We start from the raw sequence: 18,780 nt of genomic DNA, 5'->3' as shown, positions 1-18,780 counted from the left end.
TTTTTGCGTTAGGGATTGTAGTGACATCCTTTTTTGAGGCACGAGAAAAAGATATAACGTAAAGCCCGACCCTTTAGGGTAACGCCCTAATTGTTTACCTAAAAAAATAGTGTATTTTTGTACAAACTCAAGTCTGTAAAAACATATGAATTTTAATGATACTTTAGTAATTGCTGTTGATTTTGATGGTACCATTGTTGAAGATGCTTATCCAAAAATTGGCAAACCTCAAATGTTTGCTTTTGATACCTTAAAAATGTTACAAGACAAAGGGCATAGACTTATTTTATGGACCTACAGATTTGGCAACAAATTAGATGAAGCCGTAAATTTTTGTAAAGAAAATGGTGTTGTTTTTTATGCAGTTAATAACAGTTTTCCGGAAGAAGAATTTAATAATGATGCCAGTAGAAAAATTAATGCCGATATTTTTATTGATGATAGAAACTTTGGCGGCTTTCCTGGTTGGGGAGAAATTTACCAAGAGCTAACCAATAGCCAACCACCTAAAATTGAAAAGAAAAAAGGCCTTTTCGGACTTTTTAAATAACCACCATCAACACTTTTGGCTTTTTAAAGTATTCTTGTTTTCTATTTAGTATCTTTGCCAATATTTTTTAGGTATGATAGTAGTAAAAACAAAAGAAGAAATTGAATTAATGCGCCAAAGTGCGCTTATAGTATCTAAAACTTTAGGTATGCTAGCCACCGAAGTTAAAGAAGGTGTTACCACAAATTATTTAGATACCATTGCTGAAGAATTTATCAGAGACCATGGTGCTTTGCCTGGTTTTAAAGGGCTTTATGACTGCCCATCTACATTACTTTGTAGTGTAAATGATGCCGTTGTACATGGCTTACCTACTGATATACCTTTAAAAGATGGCGATATTGTATCTATTGACTGTGGCGCTTTAATGAACGAGTTTTACGGTGACCACGCCTATACTTTTGAAATAGGAAACGTTGCTGAAGACACTAAAAAACTTATACAAACTACCAAAGAATCTTTATACGTTGGTATAGCTCAATTTAAACATGGCAACCGTGTGGGCGATGTTGGTTATGCCATACAACAATATTGCGAAAACCAAGGCTACGGTGTTGTTAGAGAGCTTGTTGGACATGGTTTAGGAAAAAAAATGCACGAAGACCCTGAAATGCCAAACTACGGTAAGCGTGGCAGAGGCAAAAAATTTATTGAAGGTATGGTTGTGGCTATTGAACCTATGATAAATATGGGTACACACAGAATTAAACAGCTTAAAGATGGTTGGACTATTGTTACGCGCGATGGTAAACCAAGTGTACATTTTGAACATGATGTAGCTTTAGTTGACGGAAAACCTGAAATTCTTTCAACCTTTGCTTATGTTCATGAAGCTTTAGGTATTACAAGTGATGAAGAAAACGCTTTTAGACAAAATGCTTTAGTTCTTTAAACACACATGACACAAATACAAACTATAGAAAACCAGTTAAGCCAACTGCGTAATCAACTCAACAATCATAAATTATACAGCCATTTAAAAACTATTGATGATATAAAAACTTTTATGGAGGCACATGTGTTTGCCGTTTGGGATTTTATGTCGTTATTAAAAGCACTTCAAAATAGTTTAACATGCACTAATTTGCCTTGGATGCCTGCAAAAAACCCAGCTACTGCACGTTTTATTAATGAAATTGTATTAGGTGAAGAAAGCGATGTTAATGAATTGGGGCAGCCTAAAAGTCATTATGAAATGTATATTGATGCTATGCAACAAGTTGGTGCTAGCACTAGTGGCATTGGTAATTTTTTAGAATTTTTATCTCATGGTTATTCTATAGAAGCAAGTTTGCACAAAAGCCAAACACCAGCGTACATTACCAAATTTGTAAATTTCACATTTAATACTATAGCTACAAACCAACCCCACAAAATTGCAGCCGCCTTTACTTTTGGAAGAGAAGATATTATACCTGATATGTTTTTTGAAATTATAAATAAAGCTGAAACAAACGGTAAAAACTACAGTAAATTAAGCTATTATTTACAAAGACATATAGAGCTAGATGGCGATGAGCACGGGCCTTTATCTTTAAAAATGATTGAAGATTTATGTGGTAATGATTCTCAAAAATGGGAGGAAACTTTAGAAGTTTCTAAATTAGCTTTGCAGCATAGAATAGCACTTTGGGATGGTATTTATAATTTAATAGAGTGTCACAAAACAGCTGACGTTTGATTAACTTGAAACAACTTTTTAAATTCATATTAAACTTAGTTCCAAGACCGCTTTTAATTAGGTTAAGTTACATCGTAAGACCAATTTTAGCTTTTTTTTTAAAAGGAAACACATACACAGACCCAATTGATGGTAAAAGCTTTAAATCGTTTTTATCGTATGGCTATGTAACACAACGCGACAATATTTTATCGCCTTCTACCTTAAGTTTAGAACGCCACAGGCTGCTTTGGTTATATTTAAAAAATGAAACCGATTTTTTTTCAAACAATTTTAAAGTCCTTCATTTTGCACCAGAGCAATGTTTTTTAAAACGTTTTAGAGAACTTAAAAATTTAGATTATACTACTACAGATTTATTATCGCCCATTGCAGATGTAAAGGCTGATATTTGTAATCTTCCTTTTGAAGAAAATAGTTACGACGTTATTTTTTGCAATCATGTGTTAGAACATATACCAGATGATACAAAGGCTATGCAAGAACTATATCGTGTTATGAAACCTGGAGGATTTGGAATATTTCAAATACCTCAAGATTTAAATCGAGAATTTACGTTTGAAGATGATACAATAACAGATAAGGCTGAGCGTGCTAAAATATTTGGGCAATATGATCACGTTCGTGTTTATGGTAGAGATTATTTTAACAAACTGAGACGTATTGGTTTTACAGTTGAAGAGATAGATTATACCGCTAAATTATCAGATTCTGAAATTGATAAATATCGATTAGCTAAAGGCGAAATTATTCCTTTAGTTAGAAAAAAATAAACCAACATGACACAACAAGTTTTTATTATTACAGGTGCTTTATTCGGAATGTTAGCCATAATTTTTGGTGCGTTTGGTGCACATGCATTAAAGAAAATACTTTCTGAAGATCAATTAAAAAGTTTTGAAACTGGTGTGAAATATCAAATGTATCATGCTATTGTTTTATTAGTTTTAGGCTTTAACTTTCAGTTTTCAACCTCTGCAATGTATTGGTGCTTCACTTTAGGTATAATTCTTTTTTCGTTTAGTATTTACGGTTTGGTTTTAAGTGATGCAAAAGGCAAAAAACTAAAATTTCTTGGGCCTATTACTCCTATTGGTGGGCTTCTATTTGTTGCGGGTTGGTTATTAATTATTATTCAAGTGTTATAAATTATTTCTAAAATGCTAGTATAAGTTTATAAAGCACAAAAAAAGCCGTACCATAAACGAACAAAGGCACGACTTTTTTTAATCAAATGTGATTAATAGCACTTATAAGACACAATTTTTTTTGATAGGTCACATACTATAATATTTTATTCAGGAAAACCGTTCAAAGCAAGTGTTTCAAAAGTGCTTTCATCATTTTCAAAAATTAAAAACACTTTTAATTCAGGGTGTTTTTTTAAAAACGCTTTAACTTTTTCTATTCCCATAGCTTTAAAAGCTGTTGCATAAGCATCGGCTGTCATACAATCTTTAGCTATAACAGAAATACTTAATAAGTTGGTTTTGCTAGAATAGCCTGTTTTGGTATCAATTATATGCGAAAATCTATTGCCGTTTTCATCACGTTTAAATTTTCTATAAGTGCCTGAAGTTGCCATTGCTCCTTCGTTTAAAACAATAGCTTTTAAAATTGATTGTTTACCATCAAAATGTGGCTCTTCTACCCCTACTTTCCATGGCGCTTGCTTTTCAATATTCATTCCCTTAACTCGAATTTCTCCACCAATTTCAACTAAATAGTTATGAATACCTTTTTGCTCTAAAAATTGGGATATAACATCAACACCATATCCTTTAGCAAGCGCATTAAATTCTAAATAAACATTAGGGTTATCTTTTTTAATAATGTTACCATTTAATTGGGTTTTATTAAAACCTACATACTGCATTAAACTATCTATTTTAACACTATCAATGTTTTTTATAGCCCTTTCTGCCCCAAAACTCCATGCATTTACAATATTGCCTATTGTAGGATCAAAAGCGCCTTCTGTTTCATTAAAAATAGTTTTTGCTGTTTTATAAACGTTAATGAAATGATTATCTACTTTAACAGGTTCGTTTCTATTTATTTTAGAAATATCAGAATCTCGTTGGTATGTTGATAATGATGTGTTTAATACCTTAAAAACACTATCGAACTCTTTTTTATAATTTTTATTAGAATCATAAATAAACGTGTACGACGTACCAAAAACCGTACCTGTTAGCTTGGTATTTACACTATTTTTTTTGCAACTGTAAATAGTTATTACGAAACATAAAATAAGTAGTTTTTTCATAAGTTAATTTAAATTGGTTTCTACTACTTGTATGCCGTTATACTCAATTAAATATTCCTGATTTAAATAGACAGGTAAACTTTCGTCGTTAGGGTTTCCTAAACCAACACCTGCATACAATACTTTGGCATTTTTATCGCGTGCATGTTTTTTGAAGGTTTCCATCCAAACTACATCATAGTTATTAGGGTTGTCTGGTAATAAAACAGCTTTAACAATTACAAAATAGTATTGGCTATTTTTATCAATACAAACAAACTGCGGATGTTTTTTTAACTGGCTATTTATGGCTACAAACTCAAAACCTCTATTTTCTAAATCTTTGCCAACATGGTTCATGGCTAAGTTATGTAATTCTTGTTGTGAAAGTGGTTTACTCATACTGCAAATTTACAGTTTTATGACGTTGCATAAAATTTGTTTAACTTTATAATGCTTAAAAAAATAATTTGAATTATGAAAACTACACCTCGATTTGATGCTGCTATTAAAAAATTATACATTGCTTTTTATAACAAAACATTAAACCCTGAATGTTGTAAGCAGTGTGCGGTTGGAAATATTTTGGATAATACGGATAGTTGGAAACATTTAACCGATAACCACGGTGCTTTAAATTTAAATTATGTTGGAAAGGTACACCAAAAATTGGGAAGAAAATTTAATGGCTATACACCAAATGAACTACTAAAAATAGAACGTGTGTTTTTAAAAGCATGTGGTTATGAATTACCGTTACATTATAAAAATAAAAGACCTGAAAACCCAACAGATAATTATGTGCTTTTTAATGGTTTAAGTGATGTTATTGAGCTATTATGTAAGCTAGATAATATTAATAATGTTATGGATTATAAAGTACTGTTCATGCAAAAAAAAGAAAACATATTACAACAACAATATGTATAAAACAAAAACCAACGCAATGCGTTGGTTTTGTTTTTATAATACTAAAAGATATAGTATAAAATAATATTTAGTTTTTATCCACCAAAGTCATCAAATCTGATGTTTTCATCTGGAATACCAAAATCTTCGCCCATTTTTTGAACAGCTTGGTTCATTAATGGTGGTCCGCAGAAATATAATTCAATATCTTCTGGAGATTCATGATGGTTTAAGTAATTATCAATTACACAGTTGTGAATAAACCCAACAAAACCATCACCTTCTTCATCATGAATATCTTTTTTAACTTTCCAGTTATCTTCTGGTAAAGGCTCAGATAATGCTAAGAAAAATTTAAAGTTAGGAAATTTACGTTCTAATTCATAGAAATGCTCTAGGTAAAATAACTCACGTTTTGAACGTCCGCCGTACCAATAGGTAACAGTTCTTCCTGTTTCTAATGTTTTAAATAAGTGGTATAAATGTGAACGCATTGGCGCCATACCTGCACCACCACCAACGTATAACATTTCAGCATCACTTTCATTAATAAAAAATTCTCCGTAAGGACCAGAAATGGTTACTTTATCTCCTTGTTTTCTAGAAAAAATGTATGATGACGCAACACCTGGGTTTACATCCATCCAACCATTTTTATTTCTATCCCATGGTGGAGTTGCAATACGTACGTTAAGCATAATATCTCTTCCCTCTGCTGGATAAGAAGCCATAGAATAAGCACGCTCTACAATCTCATCATTTTTCATTACTAAAGGCCATAAACCAAACTTATCCCATTCTGCTTGAAATTTATCTGGTGTTTCGTGCTCTTCAGGGTGAGCTGTTATATCAATATCAGCATATTTAATTTCGCATTTAGGAATTTCAATTTGAATATATCCACCAGCTTTGTAATTCATATCTTCAGGAATGCGAACAACGAATTCTTTAATAAACGATGCTACGTTGTAGTTACGTACAACTTCAGCTTCCCACTTTTTAATACCAAAAACTTCTTCAGGAATGGTAATATTCATGTCTTGTTTAACTTTTACTTGACAAGCTAAACGTGCACCGTGTTGTAATTCTTTACGTGTAAAATGAGGTGTTTCAGTTGGAAGTGCTTCGCCTCCTCCTTCTAATACATGACACTCACATTGAATACATGTACCACCACCACCACAAGCTGATGGTAAAAATATTTTTTGATTTCCTAAAGTAGATAGTAAGCTACCTCCTGATGGTACTTCAATTTCTTTTTCACCGTTTATCTTAATTTTTACAGGACCAGACGGTGCTAATTTTTGCTTTACAAATAATAGTAAGCCAACTAAAGCAAGTGTTAAAACTAAAAACGCTGCTACAGTTGCTATAATTGTTCCTGTTGTACTAGCTGCTAAAAATACCATGTTATTTTACTGCTTTTATTGTGTTATCAGCTATTTCTTTGCTTGCTTTATCTTCTTCTACCTTAGCTGTTTTTTCTTCTTTTTTCTCATCATCACCACCTGTTAGCATACCACCAAAACTCATAAAACCAATGGCCATTAAACCTGTAATAATGAAAGTAATACCTAAACCTCTTAAAGGTGCTGGCACATTTGAATAGCGGATTTTTTCGCGTATTGCTGCGATAGCTAAAATTGCTAAAAACCACCCAATACCAGAAGAAATACCATAGTTAAAGGCTAAACCAATAGTTTGAATTTCGCGAGATTGCATAAATAGTGAGCCTCCTAAAATTGCACAGTTTACGGCAATTAGTGGTAAAAATATACCTAGTGAATTATATAATGCAGGTGCAAATTTTTCAACAATAATTTCTACTAATTGTACCATGGTTGCAATGGTTGCAATAAACATGATGAATGATAAGAAACTTAAATCATAATCTGCATATTCTTCACCTAGCCATTGTAATGCTCCTGGTTGAAGAATGTATTGATCTAACAACCAGTTAACTGGTACTGTTACTGCTAGTACAAAAACTACTGCAGCACCTAAACCTACGGCTGTACTTACTTTTTTAGATACTGCTAGGTAAGAACACATTCCTAAGAATGTAGCAAATACCATGTTATCTATAAATATTGATTTGAAAAATAATTCTAAATGTTCCATTTTTCTTAGTCTTCTATTAAGTCTTTATTTCTACTACGTTGCACCCAAATAATGATACCTACAACAATTAATGCCATTGGTGATAATAGCATAAAACCATTGTTTTCATACCCTATGGCGTACAAACCTGTTTTTTCAATAGGATCTCCTAAAACTTTAAATCCTAATAAAGTACCAGAACCTAATAATTCTCTAAAGAAACCTACTATTATAAGTATAACACCGTAACCTAAAGCGTTACCAATACCATCTAAAAACGATTTCCATGGGCCATTACCTAAGGCAAAAGCTTCAAAACGTCCCATAATGATACAGTTTGTAATGATTAAACCTACAAAAACTGATAATGTTTTACTTAGCTCATAAGCGAATGCTTTTAGTACTTGATCTACAATAATTACTAAAGCAGCAACTACTGTAAGCTGAACGATAATCCTGATTTTTGATGGAATAATATTTCGCATTAAAGAAATCACAACGTTACCAACACCTAATACAAATAATACCGATATAGCCATTACAATAGATGCTTTAAGCTCTGCAGTAATTGCTAGTGCAGAACAAATACCTAATACTTGAATAGTAATTGGGTTGTTATCTGCTAACGGGTCTGTTATTAACTTGGCATCTTTTTTTGATAAAAGTCCCATATGTTTAATTGTTTTTAAGATTATCGAAATAAGGCTTGTACAATTTAAGATCGCTCTTAATCATTGCAGTTACACCATTACCTGTAATAGTTGCTCCTGCAATAGCATCAACCTCGTTATCGGTTTTATTTTCATTTTTTGGGTCTGCATTACCCTTGGCAACATCAATACCTTTAAAATATCCACTTTCATCTAGTAAATGCTCACCAATAAAATCGTCCATAAAAAAACGTTCTTTAATGTTAGCACCTAAACCTGGTGTTTCACCTTTATGGTCAAAATAAGCACCTTGAACTACCATATCTTTATTTAAAGACACGTACCCCCAAATGGCATCCCATAAACCTTTACCGTAAATTGGCACTACGTAAAATGTTTTACCATTTTTTTCACCAACAAATAAAGGTAACTTACGCTCGCTTGGGTTATCATTACCAATTACTTTTTGCTTTTTAATGTCTATAAGGTAAGCTTCGTTATTTTCAGAAACATCACCACCTTTAATTACTAATTGTTTAGTAATGTATTTTTTAAACAATTCTGGAGCTTCGGCTTTATCAACAAAAACGGCTGAACTTTCATCGTTTTCATTAACACCCATAGCATATAAAATGTTTTGTTGCTTTTCTAAACGTACATTTTCTGCAATATTTGGCTTTAAAGACGCTGCTGTAAAAGCTAATAAGGCGCCTACTACTACTACCATTCCTATGGCAAATAATATAGTGTATACGTTACTATCTGTTTTATTACTCATCTTTTTAAGCTGTTTTTACTTTTAAACGTTTCATTCTTTTCTTAACGTTTCCTTGTACCACGTAATGATCTATTGTTGGTGCAAATACGTTCATTAATAGAATAGCTAAAAATACACCTTCAGGGTAGGCCGGGTTAAATACACGAATCATTATTGAAATGAAACCAATTAAAAACCCGTAAATCCATTTTCCTTTATTGGTTTGTGCAGCAGTAACAGGATCTGTTGCCATATAAACCGCACCAAATAAAATACTACCTATAATTAAATGTTGCCAGAAAGGTACACTCATTAAGCCATAAAACTTACTAGATTCACCAATCCAACCTGCATCTACAACGCCATTAAAAATTAAGCCCATTACTAAAGCCCCAACCACGGTGCTTAACATAATTCTCCAACTACCTATTTTGGTGAAAATTAAAAACAAAGCGCCTATGATAATTAGAAATTTTGAAGTCTCACCTACCGAGCCGGGTATTAGGCCCCAAAACATATCCCAATAATCAATACCAGCTAAAGAGCTATTTTGTGCATATGCGCCTAATAAAGTCTCACCAGAAATGGCATCTAAATTAGCTCCGCCAGCAATTTCTTCTGCACGCTCTACCGCACCGTGTACCCATACTTTATCTCCAGACATCCATGTTGGGTATGCAAAGAATAAAAATGCACGTATTGTTAGTGCTGGGTTAAGTATGTTCATACCTGTACCACCAAACACCTCTTTACCAATTACTACACCAAAAATTACTGCTACAGCTAACATCCAAAGTGGAATATCAACAGGAACAATTAATGGCACTAACATACCTGTTACTAGGTAACCTTCTTCAACCTCATGCCCTTTAATAATTGCAAAAATAAATTCTACAGCAAGACCAACTCCATAAGACACTACAACAAGTGGTAACACTTGCCACAGACCAATAACTAGGTTATCCCAAGTCCAGAAAGAGGCTCCTAAAAATCCGTTTGCAGATTCTATTAAACCTTGCGCTAAGTAGTGTTGGTAACCTGCATTAAACATACCAAATATTAAACACGGTATTAATGCAATAATTACTGTGTTCATGGTACGTTTTAAATCATCTGCCGCTTTTATATGTGTACCATTGTGCGTGGTTTCATTTGGCATGTATAAGAAGGTAAAAAGGGCATTAAATCCTGGAAGCCACTTTTTATCTTTATTCTTCTCTTTAAAATTATGTAAATTTTGTTTTAAACCCATTATCCTATCTCTTTAAGCATTAAGTCTAATCCTTCTCTAATTATTTTTTGATGTGGTTGTTTAGAAACACAAACAAATTCTGTTAGCGCAAAATCTTCAGGAGCTACTTCGTACATACCTAAAGCTTCCATTTCATCTAAATCTTTATACATACAAGCTTTTAAGGTTTGTAGCGGATAAATATCTAAAGGAAATACTTCTTCATAACCACCAGTAACCACAAATGCTCTGTGCTCACCGTTAGTATTTGTATCTAAATAGTATTCTTTTTTAGGGTTTAACCAAGAAAATGTTAAAGCTCTTGAAGTTGACACTTTATTGAAAACTGGCTTATTCCAACCAAAAAATTCATAATCATCACCTTCTGGAATCACTGTAATTACGTTATTGTAATAACCAAGTTCGCCGTCTGGTTTCACTTCTTTACCAGAAAGTACATTTCCAGAAATAATACGCACATTAGCATTTTTAGCAATGCCTTTATCATAAACCATTGTAGATATTTCGCTTCCTATTTTAGTTTTAAAATATCTTGGTGATTCAACTGATGAACCTGCCATGGCTACAATGCGTTCTGCATTAAATTTACCTGTTAATAATAATTCACCTATAATAACAAGGTCTTGTGCACTTACCGTCCACACTACTTCACCTTTGTTTATGGGATCTATTTTATTTATTTGCGTACCAACATTCCCTGATGGATGCGGCCCTGAAACCTTGTGAATTGTTGCTCCAGAAACAGAAGCTAGCGGAGAGTTAGAATTTTTACCTACGGAAATATGAACCTTTCCATCGGTAAGTTTTCCAAGTGCAGTAATTGCAGCTTGTAACTCAGCTTCTTTTCCTTGCAATGTAAAATCTAAATCTGCAGCCAAAGGAGCACTTGCATAGGCAGAAATAAAAATAGCTTTTGGTGTTTTTTCTGGTTTTGCAATAACGTCATAAGGACGTTGCTTTACAAATGGCCAGCAACCTGCAGCTAATAAATGTGTTTTCACATCTTCTGCTTTTGCAGCATCAACATCAAACTTACCAAAATCTTGGTATTCTTGCGTTTTGTCTGCCTGAATTTTAATTGCTAAAATTTTTCTCTTTTCACCACGAACAATCTCAACTATTTCACCAGAAACAGGAGAAGCAAATTTTACATTTTCGTTAGATTTATCATAAAAAACAGCTTCACCTGCCTTTACTTTAGATCCAACTTTTAATATCAATTTTGGTATAACGCCGTGGAAGTCCTCAGGTCTAATAGTGCTAAAATTGCTTACAATTGCTGTATCTAGAGTTTTTACAGCAGCACCTTTTAGTTTTATGTCTAGACCTTTTTTAATACGAATGTCGTTTGACATATTTTTTTTATTGAAATTAGTTGTCTAAAAATCGAGGCAAAAGTACAAATTAATAACACATTTCTTAATTTAATTTAGTTAACGTTATATTATTTATACTAATTCTAAATAGCTAAAATCACTTAGGCATTAATTTTGTTTATATTTACCCAAAACAACGCTATATGTTAACAAAGTTTAGTTTCTTATTTATTTTTTTAACCTTTACATTATCGGTCTCTGGTCAAATTACTGAAGTAAATCCACCCGAATACATTAAAACCATAAATTTTAAAAGCAGCACACCCGAAACACAGCTACCTATTATAAAATTAGGAACGCCGCTTATACTTGAGTTTGATGTTTTAAATGGCAATGAAGATGATTACTACTACAAAATACAACACTGTAATTTTGATTGGACACCTTCAGTTTTAGCAAAATCTGAATATTTAAACGGTTTTGATAACCAACGCATACGTAATTACGAAAACTCATACAACACCCTTCAAATATTTTCCAACTACAAACTAACAATACCCAATCAATTTACAAGAGGCTTAAAAAAATCTGGTAATTATATAATGGGTATTTACAACAGTTATGATGAACTTGTGTTTTCAAGAAAATTTATGATTTATGAAAACAAAGCCAACGTTGGCCTTAGCATAAAACGCTCAAGAGATATTAAATTTATAAACCAAAAGCAACGTGTTGAAATTATAATTGACTCCAAAAGTTTACAACTAAACAACCCAACACAAACCGTAAAAACACTAATAGTACAAAACAACAACTTAAATACTGCCATTAACAACCTAAAACCACAGTACACAGTTGGCAATCAATTAATTTACAAATATGACATCGAAGCTAGTTTTTGGGGCGGTAATGAGTATTTTTATTTTGAAAACAAAGATGCTAGAGCCGCTAGCACGGGTGTACAAAGCATAGATTTACAAACATTATATCACAATTATTTATACACAAATATTCAACGTAGTAAAACACCCTATACTTACAACCCAGATATTAACGGCACATACCTTATAACCAATGTAAATAATGGAGATGTTAGTATAGAATCAGATTACGTTTGGGTACATTTCTCATTAAAACCAAACCCATCATTCAATACCAATACAACCGTTTTTGTATACGGTAATTATAACAACTACGCATTAAACCAAACCAACAAAATGGTTTTTAATGAAAGCAAAGGCATTTACACCGCTAGTATACTTTTAAAACAAGGTTTTTACAACTATAAATTTGTAACATTACAAAATGATATGGTAAACGAAGGCGCCATAAGTGGCAACTTCTACCAAACAGAAAACAACTATAAAGTGTTAGTTTACTACAGAGATTTAGGTGCTCGTTACGATAAAATAATAGGTTTAGGCGAAACAAGCTCAATAAACATTAGTAACTAAAACACGCATTTTAACCACTTTTTTTAAACATCATTTAAAAAATCACTATTTTTGCAGTATAAACACATTGTTTACAAGCACTTAATATGGTACAACAAGTAACAAAAGGCATAAAAATTTCGGTTGAAACTACTTTTGAAGGCTCTTATTTCAGAAACTACAAAATACAGTATGCTTTTGGTTATAAAATTACCATTGAAAACCAAAGCAAAGACTCTGTACAACTACAATGGCGCCACTGGCAAATACTAGACGCCTTAAACAACACCGAAGTAGTTGATGGCGAAGGCGTTATAGGCCAAAAACCCGTTTTAAAACCAGGTGAATCTCACACCTACACATCAGGATGCCTTTTAACATCGCCATTTGGTGCCATGTATGGCCATTACACCATGGTAAACTTCACAACTACACAAAAATTTACAGTAGAAATCCCCACATTTAAATTAAGCGCACCGTTTGCCATAAATTAATTTTTTTTTGGGCGTTTCCCTATCGGGTCGGGCTTTCAGCTATATCTTTTCTCGTGCCTCAAAAAGGATGCCGCCTCAATCCCTAACGCAAACGCAGCAAACATTTAAATTCTATCAAACCTGTAAACAACACCACGTTGTTCAACATGAAAAAATTTACAATTAGAATAATGCACAAACTTATAACCTTCACTAAAATTAAAAGCACTATTTTCAACCTTAAAAATAGCATCACAATCAATATTTCCGTAAGGAGAAATTCGTCTGAATTTAAATTCTGAAAAATTTTCAGTTTCATGCAATTCAAACCATGCCCCAGCAGCAATACCAGATAACCATTGTGCATTTTCATAGGTAACATCAACTGGTTTGGGCTGTAAAGTTCCTACTAAATTCACCTCATGATTTTTAAGTTTATCTAAAAAACAACGTAAATTTTCACTTTTTTGCGAACCTGTAAACTTTGAAATTACACCATTTTCAGACACTTCATAAGGGTAATTCTCTGTATCTGCCAATAACACATTTCCAACAGTGCTTGGTGTAAACCATTTAGATTTTTGTAGCGTTTTTTTAATTCGCAAATTGGTAACGCCAGCAATTAAACTATCGGTAACAAAACGTGCGCAATTACAAGCATTTTTAATAAATGCGGCATACCTTATAAATTGTTTGTTTTGCATTTGGCTAATATGTGCTCTAGCCTTTTCATAATTAACAGCATTACAAACCGAGGCTACTAATTTGCCATCGCCATGCGTTAACTTTGGGTGAGTTGCTAAAAATTTTAAAATTTCATTAAGGTTTTTTATTTCGTCATTTTTAATAATGGCATTTACAGGAAAGTGAAGTTCATTATCGGTATCTGCACCTCTAACTCTTCCGTTAGGTTCAGAAGTAATGTATCGTCCAAAATCATGGTATTCTAAAACACCTGTTTCTTTATTAATTAAAACCAACGCAGCGTGTCCTGCTCGTAAATAATTTTTTTTACCAATTCCCAAATATTTTAAAAATGGCGAATACCACTCATCTGCCACCATTACAATAGTTTCCGGGTAAGCCAATGTTAAAATTATACCTGTGTTACTCATTTAAGGTAAATTAAATATTTGGTTTGCTACTGTTTTATCTTGAAGGTTTTCATAAGCCATATGCAACATAGAGTCCTGCTTTTCTATTTGAGTAATACTGGTGGTTTTAACAAACCCTCTATCCATTACAACACCATAATTTGGCTTGTTTTTACCTGCTTCATTATGAAACTCCAACAAATTATCGGCAGTTAAAGCATGTGTTTTTGTAAAATTATCAAACCACGTATGGCGTTCTTGTTTCATAACATCATTATATAATGTAGATGAAGACCATATTTTAGGCACTAATGGTAATTTATTAAAATGCTTTTGGTTACCGTCCCAAATTAATTCAAAAAATGTCAAACCTGTATTCCAATCGGCTATAACAATTGTAAATGGTTCAATGTCTATTAAATTATAATTTTCAATGGTGTTTACTATATCATCAGCAATCATAAAATCTTTAGCCACTAAACCTCTACTCTTTCGGTATTGCGGTTTTCTTTGGTGGGGTTTCAATGCCCCATTCAAAACACAAACTACTCTGTTCTTTTGGCTTGCACCAACCCATGTTCCGCCAGATTGTTCATCTTTTGGAAATAATGTTTTCACACCATCAAAACTGTAAAACTCTGGAGCTAAAGATGTTCTGTTAGGAGCTTCGTCTCTATTAGAGGTTAAAATAAAATTAGTATTACTAGTAGGAATAAGGGTAACTGTACACATGCAAATTGTAGTCTAAATACAAAGGGGCAACTTACAAAAAATAAATAAAAATTAACGTTATTTTATAAAGCTATATTCAACTAAATCATTTAATAATTCTTAAATTTGCGACCAATTCAATGAAATATTTTTAATAAAAACTAAAAAATCATGGGAAAAGGCTTTTTTAATGTGCCAATTGCGGTAAACGAGCCCGTAAAAAGTTACGCTCCAGGATCACCGGAGCGCGAAGCAGTTTTAAAAACTTATAAAGACATGTTTAACAGTAAAGTTGATGTGCCTCTATATATTAACGGTGAAGATGTAACAACAGGAAATACTAGACAAATATCACCTCCTCATGATCATAAACATATTGTTGGAACATATCATTTAGCTGAACAAAATAATGTTGAAGACGCTATAGAAATAGCTTTACAGGCAAGAAATAATTGGGCAAATACACCTTGGGAACAACGTGCTGCTATATTTTTAAAAGCTGCCGAACTTATTGCTGGCCCATACAGAGCTAAAATTAACGCTGCCACAATGATTGCGCAGTCTAAAAATATTCACCAAGCAGAAATTGATTCGGCTTGTGAATTAATAGACTTTTTACGTTTTAACGTTCAATTTATGAGCGATATTTACATGGAGCAGCCCGAAAGCACAAGTGATGCTTGGAACCGTGTAGAATACCGCCCATTAGAAGGTTTCACCTATGCTGTAACGCCATTTAACTTTACTGCTATTGCTGGTAACTTACCTGCTTGTATGGCTTTAATGGGTAACGTTGTTATTTGGAAACCAAGCGATAGCCAAATTTACTCTGCCAAAGTAATTATGGATGTGTTTAAAGAAGCTGGCGTTCCTGCCGGTGTTATTAATGTTGTGTTTGGAGATCCGGTAATGATTACAAATACCGTTTTAGCAAGTCCAGATTTTTCAGGGTTACACTTTACAGGTTCAACATTTGTATTTAAAGAACTTTGGAAACAAATTGGAGAAAACATTCACAACTATAAAACATACCCACGAATTGTTGGCGAAACTGGTGGAAAAGATTTTATTGTTGCCCACAAAACAGCTAATGCTAAACAAGTTGCTACCGCTATTACTCGTGGTGCCTTTGAATTCCAAGGTCAAAAATGTAGCGCCGCTTCTAGAGTTTACGTAGCAAAAGGTATTTGGGAAGACGTTAAAAACCATTTATTAGCAGATTTAAAATCGTTTAAAATGGGGTCACCTGAAGACATGAGCAACTTTATCACTGCTGTTATTCACGAAGGTTCTTTTGATAAATTAGCAAAATACATAGACCAAGCTAAGGCCGATGATGATGCCGAAATTATTGCTGGCGGAAATTACGATAAAAGTAAAGGCTATTTTATTGAACCAACGGTTATTGTAACCAAAAACCCTAAATATACAACCATGTGTACAGAGCTTTTTGGCCCTGTAGTAACTATTTATGTATATGAAGATGATGATTACACCGAAACCTTAAAACTTGTTGATAATACAAGTGAATACGCCTTAACTGGTGCTATTCTTGCTGCCGACAGATACGCAATTGTTGAAGCCACTAAACTATTACAAAACAGTGCTGGTAACTTTTATATTAATGATAAACCAACAGGTGCCGTAGTTGGCCAACAACCATTTGGTGGAGCAAGAGCCTCTGGAACAAATGACAAAGCAGGAAGCGCACAAAACTTATTACGTTGGGTATCTCCAAGGCTAATAAAAGAAACGTTTGTTACACCTACAGATTACAGATATCCGTTTTTAGGCTAACAACTCTTTTTATATAAAACTGAAAAGCGAGCTTTTAACAAGCTCGCTTTTTTGTTTCAATATTTTTTTTGAAAAACGACATCATTTATGTTTTCAAAATTAATTATCTTTCGGTTAAAAATTACGGCATATTATTTGCTGTTTCAAGCATATGAAAAAATTTCTATTAATCTTTTGCGCCATAGTTCCATTGCTTTCTTTTAGTCAAGCAAACAAGCTATACAGGCAAGCGGCAAGAGCCACAGACTTAAATGAAAAGCTAAATTTATTAGACCAAGTTATTAAACTAGACCCCAATCATTTAGATGCTTATTTTTTAAGAGCCATTACTAAAAATGATATTGGCGATTATAGCGGTGCTATTGTAGATTATTCAAAAATAATTTTAAACAAACCTGATGCCGATAGTTATTTTAATCGAGGTAACTCAAGGTTTAGCCTGAAAGATCTTGTTGGAGCCAAAAGTGACTATGAAAAAGCTTATGAACTAGACCCTAGTTTTATTGACGCCCTTTACAGTTTAGCTTGTGTAAAATATGATTTAGAAGATTACAAAAACGCCATAGCAGATTTTGATAAAATTTTAAAAGCAGCCCCAAATTTTCCTAACGTATATATGCTTAGAGCTGCTTGCTACAAAGCGCTAGACAAACCTAAAAAAGCATTAGAAGATTACTCTTTAGCCATTTATATTTCACCAGATGCCAATACATTTTACAACCGTGGTGTATTTTACATGGATATAAACTATTACGCAAAAGCAAATAGAGATTTAACTAAATCTATAAGACTAAATAGTAATAATACCTTTGCTCATTTTTATAGAGGCGCTTCGTTTTTATTACTTGGTAAATACGAAAATGCCGTTGATGATTTTAATAATGCTCTAGCCTTAGATTCTTTAGATTTTGACGCACTTTTAGGTTTGGCTTTAACCTATTTTAAAATGAACAATTTTGAAAAAGCTACCGAAAGCCTTAACAAAGCTAAAGGCATACTAAACCCTAATAAAGATTTACTACCTTCTGAAGTTTTTGAAAACACGTACTGGCAGCAAAACCAATATTATTTTTTTATAAATAACATTACCGCTTTAGAAAAAGCAACAAAAAATTAACCCTTAAACTTTTGAGGTAAATGCACTAATTTCTTGGTTTCAAAAAAATCTTCAGTGTAATAATCTGTTAGGTTATAAATTTTAGCCGTTGTATATTCTTTTAGCTCATCGGTTAAATCGCCACCTTTCAAATAAATAATGCCATTTTTTAAACTGTTATTTTGCTTTTTATCAATTTTACCTTTAGTCCAATGTACAAAAGTTGGCATTGCTGCTACGGCTCTACTCACAATAAAATCATAAGTATCATTAATTTCTTCAACGCGTGTATGTGTAGTTTTCACATTTGTAATACCTAAACCATCAACAACCTCATTAACTACTTTTAATTTTTTAGCTATACTATCTACTAAATGAAACGAACAATTTGGAAACATAATTGCTAATGGCACACCAGGAAAACCGCCACCAGTACCAACATCCATAATTTTTGTACCATCTTTAAAATTTATAAGTTTTGCTATGGCCAATGAGTGTAAAACATGGCGCAAATACAATTCATCAATATCTTTTCTAGAAACCACGTTTATTTTCAAATTCCAATCTTGGTATAAAGCCTCTAATTTCTCAAATTTAGTTATTTGATCTTCAGTTAAATTTGGGAAATACTTTAAAATTAGTTCCATTAATTTTTACATTTTCAAAAAAATAAATACAATAAGAAGGTTAATGAATTCATTTAAAATTCAATT

Annotated in this window: 21 protein-coding genes; 10 read left to right on the top strand and 11 right to left on the bottom strand. The window is 32.8% G+C overall.

Features of this window, described 5'->3' with window-relative positions; translation table 11 throughout:
* Nucleotides 1-145: 145 nt before the first annotated feature.
* The 5 genes from ACYX4H_RS09325 (at nt 146) to ACYX4H_RS09305 (ending at nt 3,379) form a co-directional block, all read left to right on the top strand.
* Nucleotides 146-550 (top strand): BT0820 family HAD-type phosphatase, encoded by a 405-nt coding sequence (locus tag ACYX4H_RS09325; RefSeq protein WP_475294308.1) that lies wholly within the window; start codon nt 146-148, stop codon nt 548-550.
* Between the two features lie 73 nt (nt 551-623).
* On the top strand, nt 624-1,442 hold the full coding sequence (gene map / locus ACYX4H_RS09320) for a type I methionyl aminopeptidase (RefSeq protein WP_475294309.1): 819 nt from the start codon (nt 624-626) through the stop codon (nt 1,440-1,442).
* A 6-nt stretch (nt 1,443-1,448) separates the two neighbouring features.
* The gene (locus ACYX4H_RS09315) at nt 1,449-2,231 is read left to right on the top strand and encodes a DUF3050 domain-containing protein (RefSeq protein ID WP_476235995.1); all 783 of its coding nucleotides are present in this window, start codon (nt 1,449-1,451) and stop codon (nt 2,229-2,231) included.
* A 5-nt stretch (nt 2,232-2,236) separates the two neighbouring features.
* Nucleotides 2,237-3,004, top strand: a complete 768-nt coding sequence (locus ACYX4H_RS09310) for a class I SAM-dependent methyltransferase (protein WP_476235994.1) — start codon at nt 2,237-2,239, stop codon at nt 3,002-3,004.
* 6 nt (nt 3,005-3,010) lie between these two features.
* On the top strand, nt 3,011-3,379 hold the full coding sequence (locus ACYX4H_RS09305; protein WP_476235993.1) for a DUF423 domain-containing protein: 369 nt from the start codon (nt 3,011-3,013) through the stop codon (nt 3,377-3,379).
* Nucleotides 3,380-3,525: 146 nt separating this feature from the next.
* On the opposite strand, the gene ACYX4H_RS09300 is transcribed toward ACYX4H_RS09305, so the two are convergent.
* On the bottom strand, nt 3,526-4,500 hold the full coding sequence (locus ACYX4H_RS09300; protein WP_476235991.1) for an FAD:protein FMN transferase: 975 nt from the start codon (nt 4,498-4,500) through the stop codon (nt 3,526-3,528).
* A gap of 3 nt (nt 4,501-4,503) precedes the next feature.
* Complete coding sequence (locus tag ACYX4H_RS09295) at nt 4,504-4,881, bottom strand: Na(+)-translocating NADH-quinone reductase subunit F (RefSeq protein WP_476235990.1); 378 nt, start codon at nt 4,879-4,881, stop codon at nt 4,504-4,506.
* A gap of 75 nt (nt 4,882-4,956) precedes the next feature.
* On the opposite strand from ACYX4H_RS09295, the gene ACYX4H_RS09290 reads away from it, so the two are divergent.
* Entirely contained in the window at nt 4,957-5,409 is a 453-nt protein-coding gene (locus ACYX4H_RS09290; protein ID WP_476235988.1) for a Na(+)-translocating NADH-quinone reductase subunit F, read from the top strand.
* A gap of 74 nt (nt 5,410-5,483) precedes the next feature.
* Here the strand turns inward: ACYX4H_RS09290 and nqrF are convergent, their stop codons facing one another.
* From nqrF to ACYX4H_RS09260, 6 genes are read right to left on the bottom strand one after another with little or no spacing between them, the layout of a single operon-like run.
* Nucleotides 5,484-6,797 (bottom strand): NADH:ubiquinone reductase (Na(+)-transporting) subunit F, encoded by a 1,314-nt coding sequence (gene nqrF, locus ACYX4H_RS09285; RefSeq protein ID WP_476235986.1) that lies wholly within the window; start codon nt 6,795-6,797, stop codon nt 5,484-5,486.
* A 1-nt stretch (nt 6,798) separates the two neighbouring features.
* Nucleotides 6,799-7,509 (bottom strand): NADH:ubiquinone reductase (Na(+)-transporting) subunit E, encoded by a 711-nt coding sequence (gene nqrE / locus ACYX4H_RS09280; RefSeq protein ID WP_475294317.1) that lies wholly within the window; start codon nt 7,507-7,509, stop codon nt 6,799-6,801.
* Nucleotides 7,510-7,514: 5 nt separating this feature from the next.
* A complete protein-coding gene (locus ACYX4H_RS09275; RefSeq protein ID WP_475294318.1) occupies nt 7,515-8,159 on the bottom strand; it encodes an NADH:ubiquinone reductase (Na(+)-transporting) subunit D in 645 nt (214 codons plus the stop codon).
* Nucleotides 8,160-8,163: 4 nt separating this feature from the next.
* On the bottom strand, nt 8,164-8,916 hold the full coding sequence (locus ACYX4H_RS09270; protein WP_476235984.1) for a Na(+)-translocating NADH-quinone reductase subunit C: 753 nt from the start codon (nt 8,914-8,916) through the stop codon (nt 8,164-8,166).
* A 4-nt stretch (nt 8,917-8,920) separates the two neighbouring features.
* Nucleotides 8,921-10,147: an NADH:ubiquinone reductase (Na(+)-transporting) subunit B gene (locus ACYX4H_RS09265; protein WP_475294320.1), complete on the bottom strand. Its 1,227-nt coding sequence runs from the start codon at nt 10,145-10,147 to the stop codon at nt 8,921-8,923.
* On the bottom strand, nt 10,147-11,502 hold the full coding sequence (locus tag ACYX4H_RS09260; RefSeq protein WP_476235982.1) for a Na(+)-translocating NADH-quinone reductase subunit A: 1,356 nt from the start codon (nt 11,500-11,502) through the stop codon (nt 10,147-10,149). The genes ACYX4H_RS09265 and ACYX4H_RS09260 overlap by 1 nt, the downstream gene beginning before the upstream one ends.
* Nucleotides 11,503-11,666: 164 nt before the next feature.
* On the opposite strand from ACYX4H_RS09260, the gene ACYX4H_RS09255 reads away from it, so the two are divergent.
* Both ACYX4H_RS09255 and apaG read left to right on the top strand, forming a co-directional pair.
* A complete protein-coding gene (locus tag ACYX4H_RS09255) occupies nt 11,667-12,917 on the top strand; it encodes a type IX secretion system plug protein (protein WP_476235981.1) in 1,251 nt (416 codons plus the stop codon).
* A gap of 86 nt (nt 12,918-13,003) precedes the next feature.
* Entirely contained in the window at nt 13,004-13,390 is a 387-nt protein-coding gene (gene apaG / locus ACYX4H_RS09250; RefSeq protein ID WP_476235979.1) for a Co2+/Mg2+ efflux protein ApaG, read from the top strand.
* 104 nt (nt 13,391-13,494) lie between these two features.
* On the opposite strand, the gene ACYX4H_RS09245 is transcribed toward apaG, so the two are convergent.
* Nucleotides 13,495-14,484 (bottom strand): DUF6695 family protein, encoded by a 990-nt coding sequence (locus tag ACYX4H_RS09245; RefSeq protein WP_476235978.1) that lies wholly within the window; start codon nt 14,482-14,484, stop codon nt 13,495-13,497.
* Nucleotides 14,485-15,195 (bottom strand): NRDE family protein, encoded by a 711-nt coding sequence (locus ACYX4H_RS09240; RefSeq protein ID WP_476235977.1) that lies wholly within the window; start codon nt 15,193-15,195, stop codon nt 14,485-14,487.
* 150 nt (nt 15,196-15,345) lie between these two features.
* On the opposite strand from ACYX4H_RS09240, the gene pruA reads away from it, so the two are divergent.
* Nucleotides 15,346-16,971 (top strand): L-glutamate gamma-semialdehyde dehydrogenase, encoded by a 1,626-nt coding sequence (gene pruA, locus ACYX4H_RS09235; RefSeq protein ID WP_476235976.1) that lies wholly within the window; start codon nt 15,346-15,348, stop codon nt 16,969-16,971.
* 151 nt (nt 16,972-17,122) lie between these two features.
* Nucleotides 17,123-18,088 (top strand): tetratricopeptide repeat protein, encoded by a 966-nt coding sequence (locus ACYX4H_RS09230; RefSeq protein ID WP_476235975.1) that lies wholly within the window; start codon nt 17,123-17,125, stop codon nt 18,086-18,088.
* On the opposite strand, the gene rsmG is transcribed toward ACYX4H_RS09230, so the two are convergent.
* A complete protein-coding gene (gene rsmG / locus ACYX4H_RS09225) occupies nt 18,085-18,714 on the bottom strand; it encodes a 16S rRNA (guanine(527)-N(7))-methyltransferase RsmG (RefSeq protein WP_476235973.1) in 630 nt (209 codons plus the stop codon). The two genes, ACYX4H_RS09230 and rsmG, sit on opposite strands and share 4 nt — an antisense overlap.
* Between the last annotated feature and the right edge of the window lie 66 nt (nt 18,715-18,780).

Source organism: Seonamhaeicola sp. ABD4_340 (assembly GCF_056312135.1).
The sequence above is the reverse complement of the archived record's forward strand: the minus strand, read 5'-3'. Positions and strand labels throughout refer to the sequence as shown.

What these genes read in the sequence shown, in the direction of transcription:
- ACYX4H_RS09230 (WP_476235975.1), top strand. Translation starts at nt 17,123, where the DNA reads ATGAAAAAATTTCTATTAATCTTTTGCGCCATAGTTCCATTGCTTTCT.
- apaG (WP_476235979.1), top strand. Translation starts at nt 13,004, where the DNA reads ATGGTACAACAAGTAACAAAAGGCATAAAAATTTCGGTTGAAACTACT.
- ACYX4H_RS09265 (WP_475294320.1), bottom strand. Translation starts at nt 10,147, where the DNA reads ATGGGTTTAAAACAAAATTTACATAATTTTAAAGAGAAGAATAAAGAT.
- ACYX4H_RS09255 (WP_476235981.1), top strand. Translation starts at nt 11,667, where the DNA reads ATGTTAACAAAGTTTAGTTTCTTATTTATTTTTTTAACCTTTACATTA.
- pruA (WP_476235976.1), top strand. Translation starts at nt 15,346, where the DNA reads ATGGGAAAAGGCTTTTTTAATGTGCCAATTGCGGTAAACGAGCCCGTA.
- rsmG (WP_476235973.1), bottom strand. Translation starts at nt 18,714, where the DNA reads ATGGAACTAATTTTAAAGTATTTCCCAAATTTAACTGAAGATCAAATA.
- nqrF (WP_476235986.1), bottom strand. Translation starts at nt 6,797, where the DNA reads ATGGTATTTTTAGCAGCTAGTACAACAGGAACAATTATAGCAACTGTA.
- ACYX4H_RS09325 (WP_475294308.1), top strand. Translation starts at nt 146, where the DNA reads ATGAATTTTAATGATACTTTAGTAATTGCTGTTGATTTTGATGGTACC.
- ACYX4H_RS09275 (WP_475294318.1), bottom strand. Translation starts at nt 8,159, where the DNA reads ATGGGACTTTTATCAAAAAAAGATGCCAAGTTAATAACAGACCCGTTA.
- ACYX4H_RS09300 (WP_476235991.1), bottom strand. Translation starts at nt 4,500, where the DNA reads ATGAAAAAACTACTTATTTTATGTTTCGTAATAACTATTTACAGTTGC.
- ACYX4H_RS09260 (WP_476235982.1), bottom strand. Translation starts at nt 11,502, where the DNA reads ATGTCAAACGACATTCGTATTAAAAAAGGTCTAGACATAAAACTAAAA.
- nqrE (WP_475294317.1), bottom strand. Translation starts at nt 7,509, where the DNA reads ATGGAACATTTAGAATTATTTTTCAAATCAATATTTATAGATAACATG.
- ACYX4H_RS09245 (WP_476235978.1), bottom strand. Translation starts at nt 14,484, where the DNA reads ATGAGTAACACAGGTATAATTTTAACATTGGCTTACCCGGAAACTATT.
- map (WP_475294309.1), top strand. Translation starts at nt 624, where the DNA reads ATGATAGTAGTAAAAACAAAAGAAGAAATTGAATTAATGCGCCAAAGT.
- ACYX4H_RS09240 (WP_476235977.1), bottom strand. Translation starts at nt 15,195, where the DNA reads ATGTGTACAGTTACCCTTATTCCTACTAGTAATACTAATTTTATTTTA.
- ACYX4H_RS09290 (WP_476235988.1), top strand. Translation starts at nt 4,957, where the DNA reads ATGAAAACTACACCTCGATTTGATGCTGCTATTAAAAAATTATACATT.
- ACYX4H_RS09315 (WP_476235995.1), top strand. Translation starts at nt 1,449, where the DNA reads ATGACACAAATACAAACTATAGAAAACCAGTTAAGCCAACTGCGTAAT.
- ACYX4H_RS09270 (WP_476235984.1), bottom strand. Translation starts at nt 8,916, where the DNA reads ATGAGTAATAAAACAGATAGTAACGTATACACTATATTATTTGCCATA.
- ACYX4H_RS09305 (WP_476235993.1), top strand. Translation starts at nt 3,011, where the DNA reads ATGACACAACAAGTTTTTATTATTACAGGTGCTTTATTCGGAATGTTA.
- ACYX4H_RS09295 (WP_476235990.1), bottom strand. Translation starts at nt 4,881, where the DNA reads ATGAGTAAACCACTTTCACAACAAGAATTACATAACTTAGCCATGAAC.